This is a genomic window from Microbacterium sp. EST19A (assembly GCF_019969685.1).
Taxonomy (GTDB): domain Bacteria; phylum Actinomycetota; class Actinomycetes; order Actinomycetales; family Microbacteriaceae; genus Microbacterium.
The window spans coordinates 1,325,986-1,341,745 of the sequence record NZ_JAHXYZ010000002.1; the positions used below are offsets into that span (position 1 = coordinate 1,325,986).

Annotated in this window: 13 protein-coding genes and 1 tRNA gene; 2 read left to right on the forward strand and 12 right to left on the reverse strand. The window is 63.8% G+C overall.

What is annotated here, in order from left to right:
* The first annotated feature begins 59 nt into the window (after positions 1–59).
* Positions 60–1,469, forward strand: coding sequence for an LLM class flavin-dependent oxidoreductase (locus tag LC452_RS16480; protein ID WP_223627206.1), 1,410 nt, complete (start codon positions 60–62; stop codon positions 1,467–1,469).
* Positions 1,470–1,629: 160 nt separating this feature from the next.
* Here the strand turns inward: LC452_RS16480 and LC452_RS16485 are convergent.
* The 10 genes from LC452_RS16485 to murQ all read right to left on the reverse strand — a co-directional run bounded on the left by LC452_RS16485 (position 1,630) and on the right by murQ (position 13,088).
* Positions 1,630–1,756: transfer RNA gene (locus LC452_RS16485), tRNA-OTHER, on the reverse strand.
* Between the two features lie 507 nt (positions 1,757–2,263).
* Entirely contained in the window at positions 2,264–3,181 is a 918-nt protein-coding gene (locus LC452_RS22120) for a helix-turn-helix domain-containing protein (RefSeq protein ID WP_223627208.1), read from the reverse strand.
* Positions 3,182–4,177: 996 nt separating this feature from the next.
* The gene (locus tag LC452_RS22125) at positions 4,178–5,812 is read right to left on the reverse strand and encodes a LuxR family transcriptional regulator (RefSeq protein ID WP_223627210.1); all 1,635 of its coding nucleotides are present in this window, start codon (positions 5,810–5,812) and stop codon (positions 4,178–4,180) included.
* A 577-nt stretch (positions 5,813–6,389) separates the two neighbouring features.
* The gene (locus LC452_RS16500) at positions 6,390–7,007 is read right to left on the reverse strand and encodes a hypothetical protein (RefSeq protein ID WP_223627212.1); all 618 of its coding nucleotides are present in this window, start codon (positions 7,005–7,007) and stop codon (positions 6,390–6,392) included.
* A 399-nt stretch (positions 7,008–7,406) separates the two neighbouring features.
* Positions 7,407–7,937 carry a hypothetical protein gene (locus tag LC452_RS16505; RefSeq protein WP_223627214.1) on the reverse strand — a complete coding sequence of 177 codons (531 nt, stop codon included), beginning with the start codon at positions 7,935–7,937 and terminating at the stop codon, positions 7,407–7,409.
* A gap of 261 nt (positions 7,938–8,198) precedes the next feature.
* Positions 8,199–8,564, reverse strand: a complete 366-nt coding sequence (locus LC452_RS22185) for a SpaA isopeptide-forming pilin-related protein (protein WP_223627706.1) — start codon at positions 8,562–8,564, stop codon at positions 8,199–8,201.
* Between the two features lie 583 nt (positions 8,565–9,147).
* Positions 9,148–10,200, reverse strand: a complete 1,053-nt coding sequence (locus LC452_RS16515; RefSeq protein WP_223627216.1) for a serine hydrolase — start codon at positions 10,198–10,200, stop codon at positions 9,148–9,150.
* Positions 10,201–10,205: 5 nt separating this feature from the next.
* Positions 10,206–11,225 (reverse strand): Gfo/Idh/MocA family protein, encoded by a 1,020-nt coding sequence (locus LC452_RS16520; RefSeq protein WP_223627218.1) that lies wholly within the window; start codon positions 11,223–11,225, stop codon positions 10,206–10,208.
* Positions 11,222–12,166, reverse strand: a complete 945-nt coding sequence (locus tag LC452_RS16525) for an N-acetylglucosamine kinase (RefSeq protein ID WP_223627220.1) — start codon at positions 12,164–12,166, stop codon at positions 11,222–11,224. The genes LC452_RS16520 and LC452_RS16525 overlap by 4 nt, the downstream gene beginning before the upstream one ends.
* Position 12,167: 1 nt before the next feature.
* A complete protein-coding gene (gene murQ, locus LC452_RS16530) occupies positions 12,168–13,088 on the reverse strand; it encodes an N-acetylmuramic acid 6-phosphate etherase (RefSeq protein ID WP_223627222.1) in 921 nt (306 codons plus the stop codon).
* Positions 13,089–13,195: 107 nt separating this feature from the next.
* On the opposite strand from murQ, the gene LC452_RS16535 reads away from it, so the two are divergent.
* On the forward strand, positions 13,196–14,128 hold the full coding sequence (locus LC452_RS16535; RefSeq protein WP_223627224.1) for a MurR/RpiR family transcriptional regulator: 933 nt from the start codon (positions 13,196–13,198) through the stop codon (positions 14,126–14,128).
* A gap of 7 nt (positions 14,129–14,135) precedes the next feature.
* Here the strand turns inward: LC452_RS16535 and LC452_RS16540 are convergent, their stop codons facing one another.
* Both LC452_RS16540 and LC452_RS16545 read right to left on the reverse strand, forming a co-directional pair.
* The gene (locus LC452_RS16540; RefSeq protein WP_223627226.1) at positions 14,136–14,963 is read right to left on the reverse strand and encodes a carbohydrate ABC transporter permease; all 828 of its coding nucleotides are present in this window, start codon (positions 14,961–14,963) and stop codon (positions 14,136–14,138) included.
* Complete coding sequence (locus tag LC452_RS16545; RefSeq protein ID WP_223627228.1) at positions 14,960–15,757, reverse strand: carbohydrate ABC transporter permease; 798 nt, start codon at positions 15,755–15,757, stop codon at positions 14,960–14,962. Before LC452_RS16545 ends, LC452_RS16540 begins: the two co-directional genes overlap by 4 nt.
* Between the last annotated feature and the right edge of the window lie 3 nt (positions 15,758–15,760).

Below are 15,760 nucleotides of genomic sequence, written 5' to 3' on the forward strand. Positions count from 1 at the left end.
CGGTGTCCGCGCCAGGATCGCTGGCGGCGCGCGTGCGCCGACGAAAGGAGCGCCGCCTCGTGTCGGATCCCAAGAGACTCATCCTCAACCTGTTCGAGATGAACTGCGTGAGCCACATCACTCACGGTCTGTGGCGGCTCCCCGGCAACCGGCGCACCGAGTTCAACGACATCGAGTACTGGACCGATCTGGCGCAGCAGCTCGAGGCCGGCGGGTTCGACGCGGTCTTCCTCGCCGACGTCGTCGGCGCGTACGACGTGTTCCGGGGAGGTCCGGAGACCGCGATCCGCGAGGGGCTGCAGATCCCCAGCAACGATCCGATGCTGGTGGTGCCAGCGATGGCCGCCGTCACCAAGCACCTCGGGTTCGGCATCACGTTCTCCACGACCTACGAGCCGCCGTTCTCGTTCGCGCGCCGGATGTCGACGCTCGACCACCTCACGAAGGGGCGGGTGGGCTGGAACATCGTGACGTCGTATCTGCCGAACGCCGCGCGCAACTTCGGCCTGGAGGGCGAGATCGACCACGACACCCGCTACGAGATCGCCGACGAGTACCTCGACGTGCTCTACAAGCTGTGGGAGGGATCGTGGGACGAGGATGCGATCCTCGAGGACCGGGAGCACGGCGTCTACGCCGATCCGGAGAAGATCCGCTACATCAACCATCGCGGACCGCGCTACGCGGTGGCAGGGCCCCACCTCTCCTCGCCGTCTCGGCAGCGCACGCCGTTCCTGATCCAGGCGACGCAGTCGACGCGCGGGATCGAGTTCGCCGGCCGCCACGCCGAACTGATCTTCACCGGTGGCCGCTCCTTCGAGCAGGTGAGCGGCACGGTGCGGAAGATCCGCGACGAGCTGGAGCGACAGGGGCGCGCTCGGGACGACGTCAAGTTCGTCGTCGGCGCGACGGTGATCGTCGCGGCCACCAGGGAGGAGGCCGAGGCCAAACTCGCCGAGTACGACCGCTACGCGAGCATCGACGGGGTGCTCGCGCACGCCGGCCTGCCCTTCGATCCGACGGCACATCCGGGCGATGTCACGCTCGGCGAGGCGCTGCGCCGTGAAGGGCGCGGCGATGATCTCGCCTCGGCCTTCCTGCCGCAGGAGAAGACGATCGCCGAGTTCCTCGCCTCGATGAGCGGGTTCCACCGTCAGCCGTTCATGGCGGTCGGCTCGCCCACCGACGTGGCCGACCAGATCGAGAGCTGGCTGGACGAACACGACATCGACGGCATCAACCTGGTGCAGTACCACTCCCCCGGCACCGCACGCGACTTCATCGAATTCGCCGTGCCGGAGCTGCGTCGACGCGGCCGGCTCCGCGACGGCTACGTGCCGGGCGAGACCCTGCGCGAGCGCGTGCACGGTGTCGGGCCCCGCGTGGCAGAGACGCATCCGGCGGCGCGCTTCCGCGGGGGACGGAATCTCGACGAGTCGATCGAGGGGGCGAACCTGCAGGCGGTGTGAGGAGGCCATGCGGGATGGGGACCGGTGAGCGCGACGCCAGGGGCGACGTGAGCGCGAGGTCGGCGGGCTGAGCTACCGGGTCCTCGGCGGACGTCCGGGAGCAGGCCGGAAGGACCACGGCGAGCGCGCGCGAAAATCAGTATCTGATCAGGAAATCTACTGCGGAGACGAGGGGATTTGAACCCCTGGTCCCCGTGAGGGGACTCCACCTTAGCAGGGTGAATACGGCCACGTTGCGATTCCACGGCTTTGGACCTGATCACTCCATGGAAGTGGCAATTCTCCGCCACGACCGGGGATTCTCTGGATGCACGTGTAACACGTCAGTCACGCATGGAGCCTCCTGAGGCGCCATCCTCGCGGCATCCGGGGACACTTGGGGGACACTTGTGGCCGCAAACGGATGGTCGTGTTTGTCGCCTGATAGTGGGCCAGGCATCGTCCTAGTTGCCGTCGAGTCGGTCGCCATTTCATCGGGGCCCGCACTTGACCACGGGCGCGACAAATGAGCCTGGGCGGACCTGCGGATCGATCCTCTCTAGGAGCAACATCACCGCCGCGCGTGCGAGAGGCACTGGCAGCGGTTCGAAATCATGGGCTAGTGGTGACAGATGTATCGTTGACCCTTTATGAACCCTTCGGCGCTCTTGGGCTCGGCTTCTCCTTCGACCGCGCGGGCGCGATCACCCTCCGCCGAAACTTGACCGGGTGAGCCACAGGCCCGAGGACTTCTTCATGAACGGCGCCGCCGCCCAGTTCAGGTCCTCATAGACTCGGTTCCCCCGGCCGCGCTGCTAGCCCGGCGGGCCGAGTTCTATCGAGCGTCCGGTTCGAAGAGCGCGGGGCGTCATTTTGTACGCCTGCTCAAGGTTGCGGCGCAGGCTCATCGTCGTCCGGAAGCCTGCCTGCTCGGCGATCTGTTCGATGCTCAGCACGTCGTATCTACTGTCGGTCAGCAACGACCGGGCGATACAAGTGCGCTGACGCCGAATTTCACCCGCGACGCTGTTTCCGAACTCGGCGAACACGATCTGCAACTTGCGCAACGACGAATGCACCTCGCGGGCAACCCGCGTCGGGGTGAGGTTCGGGTCGGCGCACTGTTGCGCGATCACTGCGATCGCCTGATCACGCAGCGCGGCTCGCGGCGAGCGCGGTCCCGACATCGCACCCCAGCGATCAAGAAGGATCGCCTCCCCCATCTCCACAATCAACCGCTCGACGGCATATCGTTCGATCGCCGTAGCCTGTTCGTGGGCGACTTTTAGCAGCCCCTCCACGAAGTTCTGCATGGCACGGTCGAGCAATCGCCGATCGGAGAAGACCTGCGTGTCGACCGAAAGGGTCGACACGAACGTTGTCATCATGGCGCGAGGAATGAGCGTGACGATCGCTCGCCAGGCGCCCTGGACGCGCAATCCGAGAGACGAACCGAACACACTGATCATCAGGTCACCCCGGCCCTGCCACCACGATCCGTCGAGGCGTCGCAACGACAGAGAGTCAGCCTCGATGAACGCAAAGACGGCGTGCCCTGCGTACGCCGTCACGTTATCGATCGCAAGTTCTGTCGAAGAGCTGTGCATTTCGAGCAAAGTGACGCCGCCGGCCGTCCACCGAAGTACTCGTGGCGCCCAGCTATCGCCTACGGCACGGATGCCATGCTCGACCAATCGATCGGGATCGATCTCCTTGACGATTCCGAATTCCACGGGTGCCCTTTCATGATTGAGCGGATCCCTCGCTCAACGCTACGAAAGGTCTGCGGTGCGCTTGCTCGGGACATGGTTCTGGCGCGAGAGTAAAGGACGGCAATAGGTCGTGCACCCGATTTCACCTCGGTATCGCCCCGGGTCGATTGCGAGTCGGCTTATCTTTTTTCGATAACCGCTGATGCGAGAGGTCACCAGAGGCCTCGGAGCATCCGAGCGAGCGCCACCAGATTCCATAGCGGAGAAGCGGGTGTTGCGCCCGAGGGGGAGGACGCAACACCCGAGGCCGCCCGCGTGGCAAACATCACATAGTCAGTGTCAAGAAGATCCTGGCGGAGCGACCATGGCGGACGATTGTCCTATGCCGAGATTAGAGCCGCAGGGACCCGGCACGCACATGGATTCACCTCGGTATCACCCGGATATGCTTGCAGCAGGTCACCCGAGTCGGATTCGGCGAAGTGCGGACGCCCGACTCGTTTAGCCATCGGCTCGAATGAATTGCTTCTTCGCTTCGGATGCCTCCCCTCGACCAACGCGATGAGGTGCCGATCGAGCCCGCGCCCAAAAGAACAGCTCGGGCGTCCTCGGGACTGAGAGCGTCGGCACTGCCCGATCGATCGAGCAGCGCTTCGTGACAGTGTCGTCTCGTCGCGGCGCTAGTTTTCGAAGGTGCGCGGATCATCAAGACCGGAACCGTTAGAGCAGTGGCAAGATTCTTCGGGCAGACGGCGTTGCAGTTGCCCGTTGCACCGCCGGAGAATTTGTCGAACTCATACCGGATGATTCGGTCCGTGGCGACGACTTTGTCATCACGGACATGATTGATGGTCCGCGAGGCGTCGATGATGACAGCCGCCCTCGGGACAACGGTCGTCGAGGATGCGACGAGCCGTCTCCTTTGGCATTGATGCTCTCCGCCAGCACCTCGAATCTGCGCAAGTCGGCTGCCAGTTGACGGCCTTCAGGCGAGACATTGCACCGACGAAGAGGCGCTCAACCGATGGGTTGTTGGGCCGAGCCGCTGCTCGATTCAAGACGTATGGCCCCCTGGAGCAGGTGCCGCTCGTGGGTGAGAGCGATCGCGTCCTCACGATTTCTCACGCCGAGTTTGCGATAGATGCTACGAAGTTGCGTCTTCACAGTATTGCTTGAGACCACGAGTCTGGCCGCGAGGTCCGCGACCGATCCGGTGAGCATGAGCTGCTCAAGGACGGCAAGCTCACGCTGGGTGAGAAGCACATCCGGTTCGACGTCGGCGAGCAGAGAACGAATCGGCGACTCATCGAGGAATCCCCTGAACCCGTTCCCCTTCAACTCGGCGATGACACGCTCATAGTCCGCAGGCGGGAGGATCGCGACGGCTAGACGTTGATTCGACCCCAAGAGCAACGAGCCAAGCCTCTGCACCACTCCCGGTTGTCGCGGGGTACGCGAAAGACGCAGGAGGATGCTGAGATCGATGGCTGCCGCCTCGACTCGCTGCCGGTTCGAGAGGTGCTCCCCCGAGAGCACTCGCAACTCATTCAGTGCGCTGCCGGTGTTGCCCAACGCAAGCTCAATCCGCGCACGCTCGATATGCGCGTTGGGCCCATCGGGCAGATCGCGTTTCAACACCGCCGCGGCGCCGGATGGATGTCCGAGTGCGAGCAGCAGCCTCGCTCTTACGGGCGCGAGATGCGCGCGCGCATAGCGCTTTCCCGCCTCATGTCCGCGACGCTGAAGGTGGTCGTCGATCATAGCGAGCCCGGCGCCCGCGTTGCCCTCGACGAGTTCGATCGTGGCTTGCACACGAGCCACGATCGCCCAATGCTCGTTGGTGTCTCGACCATCGCTCAAAGCATCTGATCTGCTCAGCGCTCGTCTCGCAGTTTCGGGGTCGAAGGCCTCGAGCGCCACCAGCGCTTCCGCAAGGCGATAGAACGTCCCCGAATAGCCGTTCTTCTGCCTCTCGGACCACGGTCCGCGCCGGATCTCATCGATGTACTCCTGTGCCTGCGGGATGTCGCCCCGCATTGCGTGCATGCCCGCGAGGAGGGCGAGAGGACTCATCTGGGCGGCGGCAGGGCCGAGCAGAGCATCTTCGAGAGCGGCGTTCACAGCTCTGATCGCCTCGGCCGACTGTCCGGCGTACAACAGTGACACCCCGATGGTGGTGAATACGCGCGGCAGCTCACCGATCGATGCGCGATCCTCGTCGGAGAGCTCATGCGCCAGTCTGAGAGCAGCATGCCCGGTCTTCGCGGACTCGGAGTAGCGCCCGAGGAGCCGATACGCCGCACTCTCCGCGGTGCGGATGAGCACGAGATCCACCGCGCTGATGCCGCGGCGTTCAGGCGAGCGCGCCGCACGCGTCACGCCGACGAAATATCGCAGCGCCCTAATCCGTTGGTACCGAAGGCGATTCAAGAGGATTCCGAGTTCCATAGCCAAGAGCGGCTCGCCACGCAACGTCGCGGGTGGCACTCGCTCCAGAGCCGCTCGAGTCTCGATCGGATGCAACGCGGCGAGCAGGAACCATCCCGTTCGAACCGCGGTCTTCGCAGCCTCCCAGTCGTTGTTGGAAACAGCCGTCTCCAGCAGTTTCAGAGCGAGATCCGCCTGTTCCCGATCCGACGATCTGTCATCCACGATGCCCTCTCCCTGTCATCACGCAAGTACCCCCATGATTCCACTCCAACGCGCGCCAGTCTCGGATCGCCACAGGAAAATGTCGCTGCATGATGGCATCCGCAGTTTCGGGAAGCGCTGCATTCGTGCACCGACCGTCGACTCAGATCTCGTGGCGCCTCGCCGATGGCGTCGCGTCAGCGGCCGCGCCATCGGCGCATCGTCCGCGATGCCTTCGGCGCAACCAAAGGAATACACGATATGAATTCTCTTGTGTAAAGAGGCAAGATCATGCGGAGATGAGTGGGCAGCCAACCATGAATGCAGAGAATTGATCCGGGCGTCGCGATCAGGTGGGGAGGATGGACCGTCGACGCCCGGAGGCTACATCTCGCTATTGCCTGGAAGCAATCGGGAGCGAGATTCCAGCAAGCTCATACAACCCCTTCACGCGCTTGAGCGCATCACATCGCCGATATTTTCACCTGGCCCTCACCCTCTTTTCCGAGGCACGTCAACTGACGACTCATCGGGGGAAGGGGAATTTCGATTCGCCGCGCACAATCCAAGCGGTGATCCCGATCCGTCCCCGGGAAATTCATCGTGCCGTTCGGGCGGCTTCTTGTCGCGCGGCTGATGAATCGTTTCGATGCGCGGGGTGGACCCCGACCCGTTCGAGCCTGCTCACGAGTCGTGCGGAAAGGACGGAGCCGAGCCATGAAGCGAACACACGGGCAGCGAGGGTGTTCACGAGGATGAACGGGCTGAGGTGTTCGAGAGACATCACTGGCAACGAGACGATGAAGAGTCCCAGCCCAACCGCGATGCCAGCCACGAGGTTCTCTCGCCGGAGCGGCCAGTGCCGCTTCTGTGACCAAAAGACAATGCCGTCGAAAATCGACCCTGCGGTCAGGAGCGGCACGGCCAGCAGCCAGCCGATCGCGGTGAACGGGCCACAGATGAGGGCTGTGAGACCTGCGGCCAGCGTCGCACTCCAGCGGACGCCCGTGAATCGGCGCGCTGTGAAGATCATGAGCGTCTGCGCGAAGGCGACCAGAGCGTAGGCAGGGGGGAACGTCGCAGCGATGTGAGGCGTCAGGGGTGCGAGTGCGACCACAATCACGGCCTGTACGCCAGAGAAAGCCGCGATCTGGAGATAAGCCTTCGTGGCTATCGCCCCACCGCGAGTAGCCGATGTGTCTGCCGAGTCGATCATGGTCCGATATTACGGCTCCCTGGCCCGAACTGTTCAGCCAGCGTCCTCACGCAGAGATTGATGCTCAAATCGTGACCACCGATTCCAATTCGAGAATTGTCCACTCGCGGCGAAGAGCCCAACACCTACCTTCGGATGCTGGGCTTTCGACGGCGCGTTATAGCAACACGCCTCGAGAGGCAAGAATTCACTCCCGGGGCAGCCGCATCTTTTCGCGACCGATCAATCGTAAGAGCATGGAGTTCGGCGAGACGCGGTGAGCGTGTCGACATGAGCACCAACGGCGAGTTCCCCTCGCTGACCGGAGTAATTCGGCCGCGACGCATCAGTCTCGGTCAAGCGGCTCTGCGGGTCATCTCTTGGCCGCAGTCAAGGCCTGACTATCGAGCGGCGCTGAGCTCAACGGAGCACGTAGAAGTAGTCACTGAGGTCGTTCGTGATCGCGCCCGTGGAATCGTACGCACGACCGAGCACCTGGTACGCCCCCGACTGCCCCGCAGGGAACGCCGAAGCCAGTCGCGTTCGTGTAGTGACCACGAATTGCGCACTGTCGCCAGAGGCGACCGTCCCCGCGTAACTGAGGTTCACGAGCCAACGATTCAGGTCGGTGTTCTGGACCACGGAAGTGACGACCCAGGGAGCGTTGACAGTGAATTCCTCGGGGATCGCCACAGCATCGAACGTTACCTGAGCAGTGAAGTTCGTCGCGGCGGCGGGGCCATTGTTCTGCACCACACCCACGGTGTTGAAGGTCGTGTTCGTGGGGAGAAGAGCCTGGGTGCCCTGGTCGCCGGTGCCGGTTCCTGCCACTGGCGCCGCCTGCAAAGAGGTCAATGTCATGCTGAAGTCGGTCGGAAGCGAGGCCGCTGCGACAGGAGTGGCGACGGAGACTGCGACTACGGGAACAGACCAGGCCATGCCTTTCGCCATCGTTCGACGCGAGATTCCTTCACGGCGTGCGGGAAGCGCTTGGGTCGGGGGCTGCTCACTCTTCATATGTTGCTCCAATGCTGGGGACATAGCGTGTCCATCCTCGATACGCTCGTGTCGCTCACGATATCGAGCAAGGAAGGTCGGAGGTCGAGATTTCACCCCGGCCTCACCCTCGAACGGAGGTGCCCGCGAAAATGCTTTGCCCGCGCGCCCCGACATGCATCTCGCTCCACGATGAACATCTCCATAAGCCCGTTATCAGGCCCGTGAACGACGGGCCTGGATCGCGAGCGATGCGAGCCCGAGCACGATCAGGATCGCACCGATTAAGAGTGGCAACACACTATCTCCACCTGTGTGCGCGAGAGCGCCTGGGTCATCATCTCCGCCTTCGCGCGCGCCTGTGCCGCTGGGAATACGGGAGTTCTCAATGGAGCCGAGGTCGATGTCAGTCCGTTCCGGGGAAACCGTGAATGCGATCCCCTGGTCGAGGAGTGAATATCCGCTCGGCGCTGCCGCCTCGGTGAGCGTGTACTCCCCTGCGCTCAGCCCATCGAGCAGAATTACGCCGGCCGCCGCAGCGGAACAAGGGTTCGTCTCGGTTGCTCTGGATAGCGCGGTCAGTCACGAGCATTCCCCTTTCGATGGTGCAACATCGACGCGGTTCGCGTCGAAGTGGATAGCGGGTCACGGGCGAAACTTCCCGAGTATCCAGGTACTCGATGAGACCGAGGATCGCTGAAACCCTCACGCGAACGCCTCGCATTTCACCCCCGCCTCACCCGAGGAAGGACGAGGTCGGATACTTGTCCGAGGACGTCGGAACAACGGCGTGAAGGCTGCGATCCAACCGCGTCGTACGACGGGCGGGTGTTACGCCGAGGGTTGGCGCAACACCCGAGAGCAGCCGAATCGTTACCGCCGCAGTCCCCAGCGGTCAGCTGCGATCACGATGTGACCGCGACGAACATCTGCCCTCGATGGAGCCTAGACTTCGAGCGCCCTTCGCCGCTTGCGATTTCACCTCTGCATCACCCGAGGATGAGGCCTCCAAAGTCGGACACACCGCCAGACCGACTCTTCGGCGAATGCCCACCCGCAGTGGACGGAGCGCTCATCCGGTCGAGGGTGCATCCGAATCGCCGAGCTCGCGCGGATTCACTGCAGGGGCGAGCCGACAGCGGCGCGACCGGAGGCCCGACAATTCTCACTGTTGCTCGGCGATCGCCGCCACGACTGAACTGAAACGTCGACGGAACGGCCCCAGATCCACACGGTGACGCTCTGGGTGGACCCGGTTCGTCAGCAGTACAGCCGCGACCCGACTATCGGGGAGCGCCAGCCACATGGTGCCCGTGAAGCCGGGGTGTCCCAGCGCGCCGGACCCCAAGCTCAGTTCCCGGTCTTCGATGCGCACCCCCATCGCCTGTCCGTAAGGGGCGTGCTGACGGGGCGTGAGTAGGTTCGTGGTGAGCAGTCGCCTTGACTCCTGACTGAACATCCGAGTGTCGAGAAGGCTCTCGACGAGCTCGAGAACATCTGGGGCGGTAGCAAAGAGCCCCGCGTTGCCGACCCGTCCGCCGAGATACCACGAGAGTTCGTCATGCACCTCACCTCTCACTGGGCCTCGGTGTGCCCAGGGCTGTTCTTCCGTGGCAACGGCGCGTGCGGGATCGACAGGACCGAAGGTCACGGAATCGAGCCCGAGCGGTTCGAGCAGGTGACGACGGATGAGCACCTGGAGAGATTCGCCCGTGACTCTCTCCGCAACGATGCCCGCCGCGATGTATCCAATGCATGAGTAGCGATGGACGGCGCCGACCGGGGACTCCAATTGCACAGAGAGAAGACGCTGAACCCGGTCGGGCACGAGAGTCGCCCGCTCCCGCCAAATTCTCGACTCTGCAGGCATCCCGGAGGTGTGCAGAAGGAGGTGGCTGAGGGTCATGTCCTGGGCGTCTTCGCCGAGGCCGAGGATCTCCTGCACTCGCGCATCGAGGTTCAGGAGGCCCAACTCCGCGAGGCGCACGAGCGTCGCAGCCGTGAACGTCTTCGTCAGGGACGCCAGATCGAACAAACTATCGGATTCGACCGGCGTCGGATCGTCGAAGGCGAGCGATCCCATCGTCGCGAAGGCTCGCCCTTGCGGCGTCGATACTGCAGCCGCCGCCCCAGAATAGAGCCCGCGCTCGCGTCCGTCTTGGAGAAGATTCTCCAAGACGGACGCGAGACCGACGATGATGGCGTCGCGACTATCCATCGAGGTCAGACCGTCTCGACCTGCACCGGAGCGCCGGATTCGATCGATTCGAGGATCGCGCAGAGGACTGCGGTCACCTGAAGTCCGTCTTCTCCCGTCGCGAGGACTTCGCCCCGGCCGTGCACCGCATCGACGAACTGGGCGATGGCGTCGAGCACGAACCCGGTGAGGCGGGGGCCGTAGGGCGGCACGAGCACAGCGGGGTACTGCACGGTGTCGGTCGTGTGAATCTCGACCGTGCGATTATGCGTGGTGTCGATATGCACAGCACCTTCTGATCCGAGCAACTCGAACTTGAGATCGGTGTTGCTCGGATTCGCCGCAGGCAAGATCCATGCGTGCTCAAAGACGCCGATGGCCCCGGACTCGAACTCCGCCATGATGACGAAGAGGTCAGGGGTGTTGATACCCCGCGCCTCGAGCGTGCCGCTGAGAGCCCGTGCGGTGACCTTGACGATCCGCTCGCCGACGATCCACTGCGCGATGTCGACCATATGGCTCGCCAGGAACCAGAGAGAGGAGGAGGAGGAAGCCCACTTGATCATCGACGCGATCGTGACGGTATTGCTCAAACGGGCATACACGTACTTCACATCCCCGACGCGTCCGTCACGCACTGCTCTGTAGGCGTCCACGAACGGCGGGTTGACTCGGTTATGGAAGTCCACCATCAGCAGACCGCCGCCGACTCTGCTGGCGTCGAGGATCTCGCGTGCGTCCTCGATGCTGGTCGCAAGCGGCTTCTCGACCAGAACGTGCTTGCCGGCCTTGGCAGCAGCGACCGCGGGCGCCTTGTGCAGGTGATCGGGCGTCGCCACCGAGACGGCCTGTAGCCCCTCAATGGCGAGGAACGCGTCGATGTCCGTGTAGACAGGGACGGGCCCACTCGCAAAATTCGCCACCGCGGACTCCGCCAACTCCCGGTTGAGGTCGAGTACCGCGACCAGCTCTGCGTCGGGATGGCGGTCGAACGCTTGGATGTGACGCGAACCAAACGTGCCCGCGCCGATGACACCGAACTTCATGATGCTCCTTCTGTTTCTGTAGGTGTTGTGGATGGGAAGAAATGAAGATACGGGAGATGCGTGGCGAGTCGCCCTTCGCCCGCGAGCTCCGCGAGAGCAAGCGCTCCGTCGAGGGGCGTTCCCACTCCCGTTTCGACCTGGACGTCGCGTCGCAGTCCCCGTACGTGCGCGCGAAATGCGCCGACGATCGCCGCTTCCTCGGACAGGCCGCCCACGAGTGCGAGCCGCTGGGGTACTCCGTCGCCGATGAGGCTGAGCCCCGTATCCGCGAGGTGGCGGGCCGCCGCCTCGACGATCGTTCGCGCAACGAGGTCCGTTGCTGCGGCACGCGTGACGGTCGGCGCGAACGACGCGAGCAGACTTGCGCGGTTGGCAGATGCACGCACTTCTTCGGCCAGCCTGTACGGATCATGCCCCGCCTCCGATCGCAGCGCATCAAGAAGTCGGGATGAACCTCCGGGCCTGCCGTCGATCGCGCGGAGCGCGGCCGCGATACCTTTCCGCCCGATCCAGGCCGCGCCACCGTCGTCGCCGAACGTATCGCCCCATCCGTCCGATCTCCGCCAGAGTTCGCCGAGGTCCGTGGCGAAGCCCACCACTCCGGTCCCGGCTGCGACGACCGCACCGCCGGCGCTCCCCCACGCCCCTACGGCCGCTCCGACCGCATCCGAGACGATCGCGATCGGCGCTTCGGGCCAGCGACGGGCGACCTCGAATCGGATCTCGTCCACATCTCCCAGGCCGATGAGGCCGGCAGCGCAGACTGCGACCGCGGTCACGGGTTGCGCCTGGAACGCGAGCACGGCGCCAAGGAGCCGCACCACGTGCGCGTGCTCGGCGCGTCCGTCCCGGACAGCGAAGGCCGGGCCTGCGGCGAAAGCACCGCCCGAGGTGGCGATGCGCGACCCGGATCCACCCAGATCGATTCCGACTTGCACCATCTCACATACCTGTCAGCCTGCGAATCGCGTCGCCAATGGATCCGTCGGTCGCCTCGAGCGCGTCGGCTGCGGCATCCGTCGAGGCGTCGGCGAGGGCGGATACGACCGCGACCTGAAGGTCACCGCCCGCTCGATCGAGCATCCGCGCGCTCTGTTCAGCGGAGGCGCCCGTGACCTCCTGCAGTATCCGCAGCGTCCGCTCGCGAAGTTTCAGGTTGCCGGCGACCACCGTGACCATCAGGTTCGAGTACGTGCGCCCGCGCTTCACCATCAGGGCGGTCGAGAACGCGTTGAGGATGACCTTCGTCACCGTCCCGGCTTTGAGCCGGGTTGAGCCTGTGAGCACCTCTGGCCCGGTATCGGCGATTATCGCGTGGTCGACGAGCGCAGCTAGCGGAGAGGCAGGATTGCTGGTGACGAGTGCGGTGAGCGCGCCCGTCGCCCGCGCGACTCGCAACGCGCCCGCGACGTAAGGAGTCGTTCCCGACGCTGCGAGCCCGATCACCACGTCCCGCTGGTTGACCGCCGCCGTCGCCTCTCTCCGCCCATCGCCGTCGGAATCCTCGGACCCCTCCACCGCTTTAACGATGGCCTGGGGCCCGCCGGCAATATGAGCCTGGAACTGCTGCGGGTCCACCCCGAAGGTCGGAATCAGCTCTGCTGCGTCGAGGACCCCGAGCCGTCCCGAGGTTCCTGCGCCGAAGTAGTGGACCCGACCCCCTTCACGGACTCTGTCCGCGGCCTTGTCAACGAGAATCGCGAGGGTTGTGAGCACGGGCTCGACGGCTTGGACGGCCGCAATATCCTCGGCATTCATGAGCTGCAGGATCTCAAGGGCGCTCATGCTGTCGAGCTCCATGGATCTCGGGTTGCGCCGCTCTGTGGGTGATTCTGCGCTCTGCGGGGCAGATGTCTTTCTCACGAGCTTCCAATCTCAATCTGGGGACGGCGGTCGTTGCCGGTCATTGGATTCCTGAAATCTGTACAAACATGTAATCGATTTGCCAAACTGGATTCGGCAGCCTGCGGATGCCAAAGAACGTGCGTTTGCACGGAGACAATCGAGGGAGATCGCTCGTGGGAGAAGACGTCGTTCGTGAGCTTCGCGCCGCCCTGCCGGGATTGCGGCCATCGGAACGACGCGTGGCGAAGTTCGTGCTCGAGGACCCTGCCGCGGCGGTGGGGATCACGATCAGTGAACTTGCCGTGCTGTGCGAAACGTCCGGTGCCTCGGTCGTCCGATTCTGCCGAAGCCTCGGGTTCTCGGGATACGCGGAGTTCCGCCGCGAACTCGCCTCGTCCGTCGGACGCGAGCAGGTGACGCTCGGGCGTTTTGGCGTCTCCGACAGCAACATCGCGTCGGATGACGACGCGCATTCCGTCGTGGCCAAGATCGCCTTCCATGAAGCGAGAGCGATCGAAGCCACGGCGTCGGCGATCGACACCGACACGCTCGACGCGGTCGCTGCGGCAGTGGCAGGTGCACCGCGCATCGACATCTACGGCGTCGCGTCGAGCGGCCTCGCGGCCCTCGATCTGCAGCAGAAGCTGCACAGGATCGGCATGACGTCGTTCGCTTGGAGTGATGTCCATCTCGCTCTGACCAGCGCCGCCGTACTGAGCGCCGGCTGCGTCGCGATCGGCTTCTCCCACAGCGGACTCACCGTCGAGGTCGCCGACAGCCTCGCCGCAGCGCGCGAGCGCGGAGCCACGACGGTGCTTGTGACGAACTTCCCCGCGTCGCCGATCGCCGTGAACGTCGATCACATGCTCGTGACCAGCGCCAGCGAAACGCGCTATCGTCCGGGGGCGATGTCCGGGCGGATCGCTCAGTTGACTGTGATCGACTTCCTGTTCGTGCGAATCGCGCAGAATCTTTCGGATCGTATGGCGGCGCCGCTGCAGCTCACCTATGACGCGGTCCAGGCCCATCGACTCAGCGTCGGTCGTCGCAGTCGTTGACACGTCGTCACTTCACGCTTCCAGCGGTCAGCCCTTTCACGAGCGGGCGTTGCATAGCGAGCACAAAGATGACGATGGGCGCGAGGATGAGAACGGCGGCTGCGCACAGCGGTCCCCAGTTGACTCCTTGGAAGGTGATGAACTGAGCCGCGAAAACAGTGAGGGTCTGCGACCGCGTCTGCCCCAGGACGAGGGGGATCAGGAACGCATTCCATACGGCGATCGCCGTGAAGATTGCTACCGTGGCGATCCCGGGGGCCACCATCGGGATCAGGACGTAGCGGAAGAGCTTGAATCGATTTGCCCCGTCCACGAGCGCTGCCTCTTCGATCTCGATGGGTGACCCGCGGAAGAAAGCGAGCATGAGCCAAGTTCCGAAAGGCACGCTGAGTCCCGCTAGCACGAGCGAAATGGGCCACCAGTAGTCGTATGCGCCGAGAGAGCTCACAATACGAAACAGCGGCACGATGAGGACGACGCCGGGGATGACCTGGACGAGGACCATGACCGAGGCGAGAATGCGACGACCTGGAACTCGGAGGCGGGCGAACGCATAGCCACCGAGGGTCGCGATCACCACGACGATCGCCGTCGCCACAAGCGTGATGAGCGCCGAGGTTAACGCAGCACGGAGGAAGACGGCGGAGTGGAACAGTTCGCCGTAGTTGGCGAGAGTCGGAGTGAAGATCAGTGCGCGCTCGGCTGGCGCGGCAGCATCCTTGTTGGTCTTGAAAGAGGTGATGAGCACCCAGAACAGCGGGAAGACGGCGAGGAGCGCGGCGACGAGGAGTGTGATCTGCGTGGCAGTGACACCGAGGAAGCGACGGGTTTTCATACCTTCGTCAATCTGATGTAGAGGAAGTAGACGGGGAACATGAGGACGGCGAGCGCGACCGACATCGCAGCGCCGTCGCTGAACTCGTAGAACTGGAAGGTCGTGGCGTAGGAGAGCATGGAGACCGTCTCGGTTGAGGTTCCGGGGCCACCTCGCGTCGTGGTGAATACGACGTCGAAGATGCGGACGATATCGATGCAACGGACGATCAGCGTGACCATGATGACCGGCGCGAGGGCCGGCAGGATGATGTACCGCGTCGTCTGCCACCAGCCGGCACCGTCGAGAGCCGCCGCCTCGAGCGGCTCGTCCGAGACGCTCGACATTCCTGCGACGAGCATCAGCATGACGAAGGGGATGTGCATCCATGCGTCGACGAGCACGACCAGTCCGCGGGCGAGCAGAGGATCAGCGAAGAAGTTCAGGTCCACGCCGAACACGCCGAGAACGGCGTTGATGATGCCCAGGTCAGGATTGAACATGAACTGCCAGATGAGGCCCACGACCACGGGAGTGAGGAGCATCGGTATCAGTAGGACGGTCCGGGCGATTTGATAGCCGCGTAGCTGTCGGTGGAGGGCGCTGGCCAGCAGATATCCGAGGGCGAACTGCATAATGAGGCCGACGACGACGAAGCCGAGAGTCGTACCCAGAGTTCCGAGGAACCGGGGCGTGAAAACGGATCTCACATAGTTGTCGAAACCGACGAAGTGAGTTCCGTTGCTGTAGAGCCCGAGGTCGCTGAAGGAGAGCCAAACGGCATAGCCGATGGGGATGAGCCCGATCGCGAGCATGAA

Excerpts from the sequence above, each read along its gene's own strand:
- LC452_RS16500 (WP_223627212.1), bottom strand. The coding sequence starts at position 7,007 with ATGATCGACTCGGCAGACACATCGGCTACTCGCGGTGGGGCGATAGCC.
- LC452_RS16505 (WP_223627214.1), bottom strand. The coding sequence starts at position 7,937 with ATGGCGAAAGGCATGGCCTGGTCTGTTCCCGTAGTCGCAGTCTCCGTC.
- LC452_RS16515 (WP_223627216.1), bottom strand. The coding sequence starts at position 10,200 with ATGGATAGTCGCGACGCCATCATCGTCGGTCTCGCGTCCGTCTTGGAG.
- LC452_RS16520 (WP_223627218.1), bottom strand. The coding sequence starts at position 11,225 with ATGAAGTTCGGTGTCATCGGCGCGGGCACGTTTGGTTCGCGTCACATC.
- LC452_RS16525 (WP_223627220.1), bottom strand. The coding sequence starts at position 12,166 with ATGGTGCAAGTCGGAATCGATCTGGGTGGATCCGGGTCGCGCATCGCC.
- LC452_RS16535 (WP_223627224.1), top strand. The coding sequence starts at position 13,196 with ATGCCAAAGAACGTGCGTTTGCACGGAGACAATCGAGGGAGATCGCTC.
- LC452_RS16540 (WP_223627226.1), bottom strand. The coding sequence starts at position 14,963 with ATGAAAACCCGTCGCTTCCTCGGTGTCACTGCCACGCAGATCACACTC.
- LC452_RS16545 (WP_223627228.1), bottom strand. The coding sequence starts at position 15,757 with ATGCTCGCGATCGGGCTCATCCCCATCGGCTATGCCGTTTGGCTCTCC.